We start from the raw sequence: 8,256 nt of genomic DNA on the forward strand, positions 1-8,256 counted from the left end.
GTGGCACCGACGGTGGCACCGACCGCGTCGGCGCCGGAACGGATCTTCGTCGCGGCCGCTCCGCGCCAGGCGCGATCCTCGACGAGCACCGCGGTGGCCTGGAGCACTTCCGCGGCGGCACCCGACGCGCGCGAGGCGCGGGCCCGCAGTCGCTCGGCCACCATCCTCGCCGCCTCCTCGAATCTGCCCACCTCGGCTTCGCGCGCCGTGTCGGGGACGGATGTGCCCTGGGCCGGGACGACGGGACGCGCAACGGGCCGTACGACCGGCCCGTATCCGATACCGGGCACGACCGGGGTGCCGTGCAGGGCGGACACCGACTGCTCCATGGAGATCTCCTCACCGCGGTGGTTCGTTGTGACCCAGATTACTCACAAGCCTTGACATGTCAACACAGACGGGCGTAAAACAACATAAACCAACATCTATATCCCACAAATCGGGTACCCCCAGGAGTGACGGTGTACGCAGAGGAACGACAACAGGCGGTCGCAGCGCTGGTGGCGGCTCGTGGCCGCGTGTCTGTCGCCGCCCTCTCCGACCGTTACGGCATCACCACCGAGACGGTGCGGCGCGACCTCGCCCATCTCGAACGCCTGGGCGTCGTGCGACGCGTCCACGGGGGTGCCATTCCGGCCGCCTCGCTCACCGTGGCCGAACCCGCCCTATCCGAACGCGAACACACCCGCGCCGAGCACAAGGACCGCATCGCCGCCGCAGCCACGGCCTTCCTCCCACCGTCGGGGGGCAGCGTGCTGTTCGACGCGGGCACCACCACCGGCAGGATCGTCGGAGCACTGCCACCCGAGATCGAACTCACCGTCGTCACCAACTCGGTGCCGATCGCCGCACGTCTCGCGGCGATGAACACCGTGCAGTTGCACCTGCTCGGCGGGCGTGTCCGCGGAGTCACCCAGGCCGCGGTGGGCGCCGAGGCCCTGACCACCCTCTCGACAGTCCACGTGGACGTCGCATTCATCGGCACCAACGCCCTGAGCATCGACCACGGACTGTCCACGCCCGACGCCGACGAGGCCGCGATCAAGCGCGCCATGGTGCGCACGGCCGACCGGGTCGTCGTGGTCGCCGATTCGTCGAAGGTCGGCCGGCGCAACCTGCTGAGCTTCGCGTCGCTCGAACCGATCGACGTCCTGGTCACCGACACCGATCTCGACGACACCGACCGTCGTCAACTCATCGAACACGGAATCGAGGTGGTGACGGCATGATCGTCACGCTCACGGCCAACCCCAGTCTCGACCGCACGGTCGGGCTGACGGGCCCACTCGAACGCGGAAGAGTGCATCGCACCGAGCGATCGACCGTCGATCCGGGCGGGAAGGGGATCAACGTCGCCCGCGTGCTGCACGCCGCATCGACCGAGGTGGTCGCCGTCCTCCCCGCCAACACCGGCGACCCGCTGCTCACCGCACTCGACGACCAGGGCATCGCGCATCGGGCCGTGCCCACCTCCGGGCCGACGCGCAACAACATCACCGTCGCCGAACCCGACGGCACCACCACGAAACTCAACGAACCCGGAACTCCCTGCACCGGACGCACGCTGGGCGAACTGCACGCCGCCCTGCTCGAGTGCGCGCAGGACGCCGCGTGGACCGTCCTGTCGGGCTCCCTCCCTCCCGGAGTGCCCGAATCCTGGTACGCCGATCTCGTGGATGCCCTGCGCAGCCTCGGGTGCCGCATCGCGATCGACACCTCCGAGCGGCCGCTGCTCGCCCTCGCCGCGCGGTTCCCCGCGTCCGCCCCGGACGTGATCAAGCCGAATTCCGACGAACTCGCCCAGCTCACCGGGGCGGACGCCCACGAACTCGAATCCGGCGCCGCTACCGGAGATGTCGGCGCCGTGGTCGATGCAGGGCGGGTCCTGGTCGACCGTGGCGTCGGCGCGGTCCTCGCCACCCTGGGAGGCGCAGGCGCCGTGCTGGTCACCGAGGCGGGCGCCTGGCGTGCCACCGCCGCCGACGTCACGGTCCGCAGCACGGTAGGTGCCGGCGACTCGTCACTCGCGGGATATCTGCTCGCAGAACGGGCCGGTCACGAACCCGCCGAATGCCTGCGACTCGCAGTCGCCTACGGGACCGCGGCCGTCGCACTACCCGGAACCGCCCTTCCCACTCCCGATTCCGTCGACCCCTCCCGAGTGCACGTCACCGACGTCCACCGCCGACCCCGACCGCTCCCCTCCCACTCCTAAGGAACGTCATGTCCGACACCACCTCCGGCCCCGCAGGCGGTTCCTCGATCATCGGTACGGAACTCGTCGCGCTCGACGCCGACCTGGGACCCGACAAGAACTCTGTCATCGCCGCGCTCGCCGGACGCCTCGCCGCGACCGGCCGCGCCTCCGACGCCGACGCGCTCACCGCAGCCGTCCTCGAACGGGAAGCCAAGTCGGCCACCGGTCTTCCCGGCGGAATCGCGATCCCCCACGCCCGCAGCGAAGCGGTCACCACGCCCTCGCTCGGATTCGCCAGACTGTCTCCGAAGGCCGATTTCGGAGCTCCCGACGGACCCGCCGACCTCGTCTTCCTCATCGCCGCGCCGGAAGGTGCGGGCGGCGACCACATGAAGCTGCTGACCGCCCTCGCTCGCGCACTCGTGCGCCCGGACTTCGTCGCGTCGCTGCGCGCGGCCGCCTCCGCCGAGGAGGTCATCGCGCTGGTCGAAGACGTCCTCCCGCCCCGACCGGAGCCGTCGGGCACCGGCGCCGCCGCCTCCGCCGCAGCGGCGGAACAGCCGACGCCCGCCGCGTCCGCGAGGCCCGCGGTCGCACCTCCGCAGAGTCCGGAGCAACCCGCCGGAAGCCGCACGATCGTCGCGGTCACCGCGTGCCCGACCGGCATCGCGCACACGTACATGGCCGCCGACGCGCTGGCCGCAGCCGGTGAACGGGCGGGCGTGACGGTCCGGGTGGAGACGCAGGGGTCGAGCGGTAGCACTCCCCTGCCCGCCGACACGATCGCCGGCGCCGACGCCGTCATCTTCGCCACCGATGTGGGGGTCAAGGGCCGGGAACGGTTCGCCGGCAAGCCCGTGATCGCGTCGGGCGTCAAGCGCGCGATCAACGAGCCGGACACCATGATCGCCGAGGCTCTGAAGGCCTCCGCCGATCCGTCCGCACGCACCGTCGAGGCCGCCTCGGGCGCCCCGGCAGGCGAGTCGGAGGGCGGCAGCGACCTCGGCTGGGGCACCCGGCTGCGGCAGATCCTGCTCACCGGCGTGAGCTACATGATCCCGTTCGTCGCGGCCGGTGGTCTCCTCATCGCCCTCGGCTTCCTGCTCGCCGGTCCCGACATCACCGACTCGGCTGCCGACATCGTCCTCGACAACACGCTCACCAACCTGCCCGCGGGCGGGCTCGGCACCTATCTCGGTGCGGTCCTGTACCAGATCGGCTCGCTGGCGTTCTCGTTCCTCGTCCCGGCGCTGGCCGGCTACATCGCCTTCGCGATCGCCGACCGTCCGGGTCTCGCCCCCGGCTTCACCGCAGGTGCGGTCGCCGTCTTCGTCGGCGCCGGCTTCATCGGTGGTCTCGTCGGCGGTATCATCGCCGGCTTCGCGGCCCTGTGGGTCGGCCGTATCCCGCTGCCCACCTGGGCTCGCGGCTTGATGCCGGTGGTGATCATTCCGCTGCTCGCGAGCCTGATCGTCGGTGGGCTCATGTTCCTGCTGCTCGGTCGTCCGCTGGCCGCGATCACGACGGGTCTGACGGACTGGCTCAACGGTCTGTCCGGTGGTTCCGCGGTGCTGCTCGGCGCCATCCTCGGCCTGATGATGTGCTTCGACCTCGGCGGACCGGTCAACAAGGCCGCCTACGCCTTCGCCGTGGCAGGTCTCGACGTCGCCAACACCGCCTCCCTCGAGATCATGGCGGCAGTCATGGCGGCCGGCATGGTTCCGCCGCTCGCCATGGCGCTGTCGTCGCTGGTGCGTCCCGGCCTCTACAGCACGGCCGAACGCGAGAACGGAAAGGCCGCGTGGCTGCTCGGCGCGTCGTTCATCTCGGAGGGCGCCATCCCGTTCGCGGCTGCCGACCCGATCCGGGTGATCCCGTCGATGATGCTCGGCGGCGCGGTGACCGGCGGCATCGTCATGGCGACCGGTGTCACGCTCACCGCACCCCACGGCGGACTGTTCGTCCTGTTCGCCATCGACCGCGTCGTGTGGTTCCTGATCGCACTGGTGATCGGCACGATGATCGCCGCGCTCGCGGTCAGCATCGCGAAGTCGATCACCCGTCCGGCCCGGGCCGCCGCCGAGGCGAACCCGCAACCCGTAGCAGCGCACTCCTGATCGCCCGATCGCAGTGCACTTCCCCACCACGAAGGAGATTCACATGCCCAGCACCACGGTTGCCGTCGGTTCGTCCATCGGACTCCATGCCCGTCCCGCAGGGATCATCGCCGAAGCCGTCGTCGCGGCCGGCGTCCCCGTCACTCTCGCAGTGGACGGGGGTGAGCCCGTCGATGCGGGTTCGGCCCTGATGATCATGACGCTCGGCGCGGGGCAGGGCACGCAGGTGACGGTCTCCTGCGACGACGACGCGGTCCTCGCGCAGATCGTCGAGCTGGTGGCCGCGGATCTCGACGCCTGACCTCACCCGCGGGCGCGGCGCCGGACGACGAGTCCGAGTACCGCGAGGGCGATCACCCCGGCGGCCACGCCCGCACCCGCGATCGGCCATGCCGCGGACGACGTCTCGTCCGCGGCATCGTCGTCCGCGGGCACGAACAGCTCGGTCGCACCGCGACGGATCCGGATCGGCGGGTTCTCCGCCGCTGTCGCGCCGCGCTCGGACGCCGTGAGCAGATCGCCCTCGGCGGTGAAGGCGACTGCTTCGCCCTGCGGTTCGTCCGGTACCGGGATCCGGAAGCGAGGGCCTGCGACCAGGGCGGCCGCGAGATCGCCGTCGGGCACGTGGAACAGGTACACGTCGGTGTAGGTGCGTACTGCGGCGACCGTCCCGTCGGCGCTGACGGCACCGCCGGTGATCATCGAGGAGGACGCACCGGGAACGGGCCCGCCGGGAGTGTCCGACGGCCCGAGTGCGAGCGAGCCGACCTTCTCGAGGGCGGCCGGTCCCGGGACGGGGAGGTCGCCGATGGTGAGTCCGCGTGCGGGCCGGTACACGGTGCTCGACCCGAACAGCGCCTTGGTCACGATCACCGGTTCGCCCGTGGCCGAGACGAGTACGGTCTCGGCGTCGCGGGGACCGTCGGGATAGGTCAGGCGGTGCAGGTCGCCCTGCCCGGTCTCGGGATCGAGGGAGACGAGCGCGATCGTCTCGCGGACACCGGTATTGTCGCCGAGGTCGCCGAGCCACAACCGGCCATCGAGGCCCGCAGCGAGATCCTCGACATCGTACGGATCAACGGGAGCCGGAATCCGTTGCCGCACAGAGCATTCGTCGTCGAGCTCGAGGATGCGCTCGTCCTCCCCGGCATCCGGCGTCGCGAACAACCGTCCGTCGATCGCTGCGAGGCCGGACAGTTCGGCCAGCGCGGGATCGCCGGGGGTGCACAGGACCTCGTTCGGGAGGTCGGCGACCGGGATCCCCCGTCCTGCGCACCGGCATACGACACCGGCACGAACGCCGTGACGGCAGCGACCAGCGCCGCCCGGCGCACGACCGGCATCAGGCCGCGAAGTCGACCAATGCCGACGCCAGCGCCGCCGGCACCTTCGCATGCACCCGCGTGCCGTCCACCTCGTGCGCGGACGACAGGATCTGACCGTCGGAGTGGATGCGCGCGAGCAGGTCGCCGCGGGTGTACGGCAGGAGCAGCTTCACCTCGACGTCGGGATCCTCGAGCAGGGCCGCCAGCCCTGCCTGCAGCTCGTCGACGCCTTCCCCGGTGTGTGCGGAGACGAACACCGCACCGGAGATCGCGCCGCGCAACTGGGTCAGGGTGACCGGATCGGCGGCATCGATCTTGTTGACGACGATCAGTTCGGGCGGCGGCGGCGCATCCGATTCGCGCAGCACCTCGGTGACGACCTCGCGCACCGCCTTGATCTGCTCGGTGGGCATCGGGTCGGAACCGTCGACGACGTGGAGCAGCACGTCGGCGTCGGCGACCTCCTCGAGGGTCGACCGGAACGCCTCGACCAACTGGGTCGGCAGGTGCCGGACGAAACCGACGGTGTCGGTGAGCACGTACTCGCGGCCGTCGGGCAGCGCCGACCGGCGGGTCGTCGGGTCGAGGGTGGCGAACAGCGCGTTCTGCACCAGGACACCGGAACCGGTGAGCGTGTTGAGCAGGCTCGACTTACCGGCGTTGGTGTATCCCACGATCGCGACGGACGGGATCTTGTTGCGCAGACGCCGGGTGCGCTTGGTGTCGCGCGCGGCCTTCATCGCCTTGATCTCGCGACGGAGCTTGGCCATCCGCTCGCGGATCCGGCGACGGTCGGTCTCGATCTTCGTCTCACCGGGACCACGCAGGCCCACACCGCCGTTGCTGCCGGCACGACCACCGGCCTGCCGCGACATCGACTCGCCCCAGCCGCGCAGACGCGGGAGCATGTACTCCATCTGCGCGAGGGAGACCTGCGCCTTGCCCTCACGCGAGGTGGCGTGCTGGGCGAAGATGTCGAGGATCAGCGCGGTCCGGTCGATGACCTTGACCTTGACGACCTTCTCCAGGGCGGTGAGCTGGGCGGGAGTGAGTTCACCGTCGCAGATCACCGTGTCGGCGCCGGTGGACAGGACGATCTGCCGGAGCTCCTCGGCCTTGCCCGAGCCGATGTAGGTCGAGGCGTCGGGCCGGTCGCGCCGCTGGACCAGGCCTTCGAGAACCTCCGATCCCGCGGTCTCGGCGAGCGCGGCGAGTTCGGCCAGGCTCGCCTCGGCCTGGGCGGCCGTTCCGCCGGTCCAGACACCGACCAGCACGACCCGCTCGAGGCGGAGCTGGCGATATTCGACCTCGGTGATGTCTTCGAGTTCGGTGGACAGTCCGGCCACACGCCGCAACGCGCTGCGGTCTTCGAGTTGCATCTCGCCGACGGACGGATCCTCGGCGGTCCAGCCTCCGGTCGCGTCGTACGCGGTCGAAATGCTGTCGTCTGTGGTTGCGCGATACGGGCGCTCAGTGTTCGTCATACACCTCCATGGTGTCACGAAGCCCGAATCGGTGCATTCGAGTTTCTCCGACCTTCGCCACCGGCGTCGCCGGCCACCGACGTCAATGCGGCGCCGACCACCAGGTCTCATCGAGTTCACCCGTCGCGACCAGCACCGACGGCCCGCGCAGCCAGGCACGACCGTCCTCGATCCGCACCTCGACCGACCCGCCGGGAATTCGCACCTGCACCACACCGTCGGATGCTCCGTCGAAGCGCAGGGCCGCCGCGGCCGCGGCCACCGTGCCGGTTCCGCAGGAGCGGGTCTCCCCCACACCGCGTTCGTGGACGCGCATGTGGACCGTTCCCGCCGTGATGGGGGTCAGGAACTCGATGTTGACCCCGTGGGGGAAGAAGCCGGGGTCGAAGCCGGGCGCGGTGAGATCGAGACCGGCCAGGCTCGTCTCGTTCAGGTGCGGGTCGACGCACGCGAGGTGCGGGTTGCCGACGTCGATGCCGAGGCCCGGATAGACCCGCCCGTCGATGGTCGCCGCCGACTCGCCCAGGCTGCGCACGGTCCCCATGTCCACGGTCACCTCGCCGAGGACCGGTGAGCTCTCGTGCACCGTCACGGGCTTGCCCCCGGCCCGGCTACCGACGACGAACTCGCGGCGGCTCTCGAGTCCGCGCGCGGTGAGATAGTGCGCGAACACCCGCACCCCGTTGCCGCACATCTCGGCGATGGATCCGTCGCCGTTGCGGTAGTCCATGAACCAGTCGTCCGCGTCGGTGCCCTCGGGCAGCTCGCCGAGCACCCCGACCGAGACCAGCGCGCCGGCCCGCGCCACCCGGAGCACACCGTCGGCACCGAGCCCACGGCGCCGGTCGCACAGAGCGGCGATCCGGCCGGCGTCGAGGTCCAGGCGGGCGTCGGGGTCGGGAAGGATCACGAAGTCGTTCTCGGTTCCGTGCCCTTTGCTGAACTCCATGGGCGCTACCTTATCGGGCTGGTGAGGCCGGTGACGTCCGTGCGTCCCGCACCACCCGCAGGGCCGTCCCGCGCAGGTCGGGCTCGGCGCCGTCGAGCCAGTGGATGCGCGGATCGCGGCGGAACCACGAGCGCTGCCGACGCACGTATCGCCGGGTCCCGATGAACGTCCGCTCGCGGGCGTG

8 protein-coding genes and 1 pseudogene are annotated in these 8,256 nt (G+C 70.7%); 4 read left to right on the forward strand and 5 right to left on the reverse strand.

All coding sequences use genetic code 11. The features are described 5' to 3' along the window. The coding region (locus tag R1101_RS29250) for a phosphoenolpyruvate-utilizing N-terminal domain-containing protein (RefSeq protein ID WP_332307003.1) at positions 1-329 on the reverse strand (329 nt) is incomplete at its 3' end. 132 nt (positions 330-461) lie between these two features. On the opposite strand from R1101_RS29250, the gene R1101_RS0111660 reads away from it, so the two are divergent. The 4 genes from R1101_RS0111660 to R1101_RS0111675 are packed head-to-tail and all read left to right on the forward strand — an operon-like array spanning position 462 to position 4,615. Continuing rightward, a complete protein-coding gene (locus R1101_RS0111660; RefSeq protein WP_026003168.1) occupies positions 462-1,229 on the forward strand; it encodes a DeoR/GlpR family DNA-binding transcription regulator in 768 nt (255 codons plus the stop codon). Continuing rightward, positions 1,226-2,215, forward strand: a complete 990-nt coding sequence (pfkB, locus tag R1101_RS0111665; RefSeq protein ID WP_016933609.1) for a 1-phosphofructokinase — start codon at positions 1,226-1,228, stop codon at positions 2,213-2,215. The genes R1101_RS0111660 and pfkB overlap by 4 nt, the downstream gene beginning before the upstream one ends. An 8-nt stretch (positions 2,216-2,223) precedes the next feature. Continuing rightward, positions 2,224-4,314, forward strand: a complete 2,091-nt coding sequence (locus R1101_RS0111670) for a PTS fructose transporter subunit IIABC (RefSeq protein ID WP_016933610.1) — start codon at positions 2,224-2,226, stop codon at positions 4,312-4,314. A 43-nt stretch (positions 4,315-4,357) separates the two neighbouring features. After that, the gene (locus R1101_RS0111675; RefSeq protein ID WP_026003169.1) at positions 4,358-4,615 is read left to right on the forward strand and encodes an HPr family phosphocarrier protein; all 258 of its coding nucleotides are present in this window, start codon (positions 4,358-4,360) and stop codon (positions 4,613-4,615) included. Positions 4,616-4,617: 2 nt separating this feature from the next. On the opposite strand, the gene R1101_RS26475 is transcribed toward R1101_RS0111675, so the two are convergent. The 4 genes and pseudogenes from R1101_RS26475 to R1101_RS30970 form a co-directional block, all read right to left on the reverse strand. Continuing rightward, positions 4,618-5,481: a hypothetical protein gene (locus tag R1101_RS26475; RefSeq protein ID WP_016933612.1), complete on the reverse strand. Its 864-nt coding sequence runs from the start codon at positions 5,479-5,481 to the stop codon at positions 4,618-4,620. A gap of 175 nt (positions 5,482-5,656) precedes the next feature. Continuing rightward, entirely contained in the window at positions 5,657-7,123 is a 1,467-nt protein-coding gene (gene hflX / locus R1101_RS0111685; RefSeq protein ID WP_016933613.1) for a GTPase HflX, read from the reverse strand. Positions 7,124-7,205: 82 nt separating this feature from the next. Further along, positions 7,206-8,072 carry a diaminopimelate epimerase gene (gene dapF, locus R1101_RS0111690; protein WP_016933614.1) on the reverse strand — a complete coding sequence of 289 codons (867 nt, stop codon included), beginning with the start codon at positions 8,070-8,072 and terminating at the stop codon, positions 7,206-7,208. 10 nt (positions 8,073-8,082) lie between these two features. Further along, a pseudogene (locus tag R1101_RS30970) lies at positions 8,083-8,256 on the reverse strand (tRNA (adenosine(37)-N6)-dimethylallyltransferase MiaA); the annotation flags it as partial.

The organism is Rhodococcus sp. R1101, from assembly GCF_000278445.1.
GTDB lineage: Bacteria > Actinomycetota > Actinomycetes > Mycobacteriales > Mycobacteriaceae > Rhodococcus > Rhodococcus gordoniae.

Excerpts from the sequence above, each read along its gene's own strand:
- hflX (WP_016933613.1), bottom strand. The coding sequence starts at position 7,123 with ATGACGAACACTGAGCGCCCGTATCGCGCAACCACAGACGACAGCATT.
- R1101_RS0111675 (WP_026003169.1), top strand. The coding sequence starts at position 4,358 with ATGCCCAGCACCACGGTTGCCGTCGGTTCGTCCATCGGACTCCATGCC.
- dapF (WP_016933614.1), bottom strand. The coding sequence starts at position 8,072 with ATGGAGTTCAGCAAAGGGCACGGAACCGAGAACGACTTCGTGATCCTT.
- R1101_RS0111670 (WP_016933610.1), top strand. The coding sequence starts at position 2,224 with ATGTCCGACACCACCTCCGGCCCCGCAGGCGGTTCCTCGATCATCGGT.
- pfkB (WP_016933609.1), top strand. The coding sequence starts at position 1,226 with ATGATCGTCACGCTCACGGCCAACCCCAGTCTCGACCGCACGGTCGGG.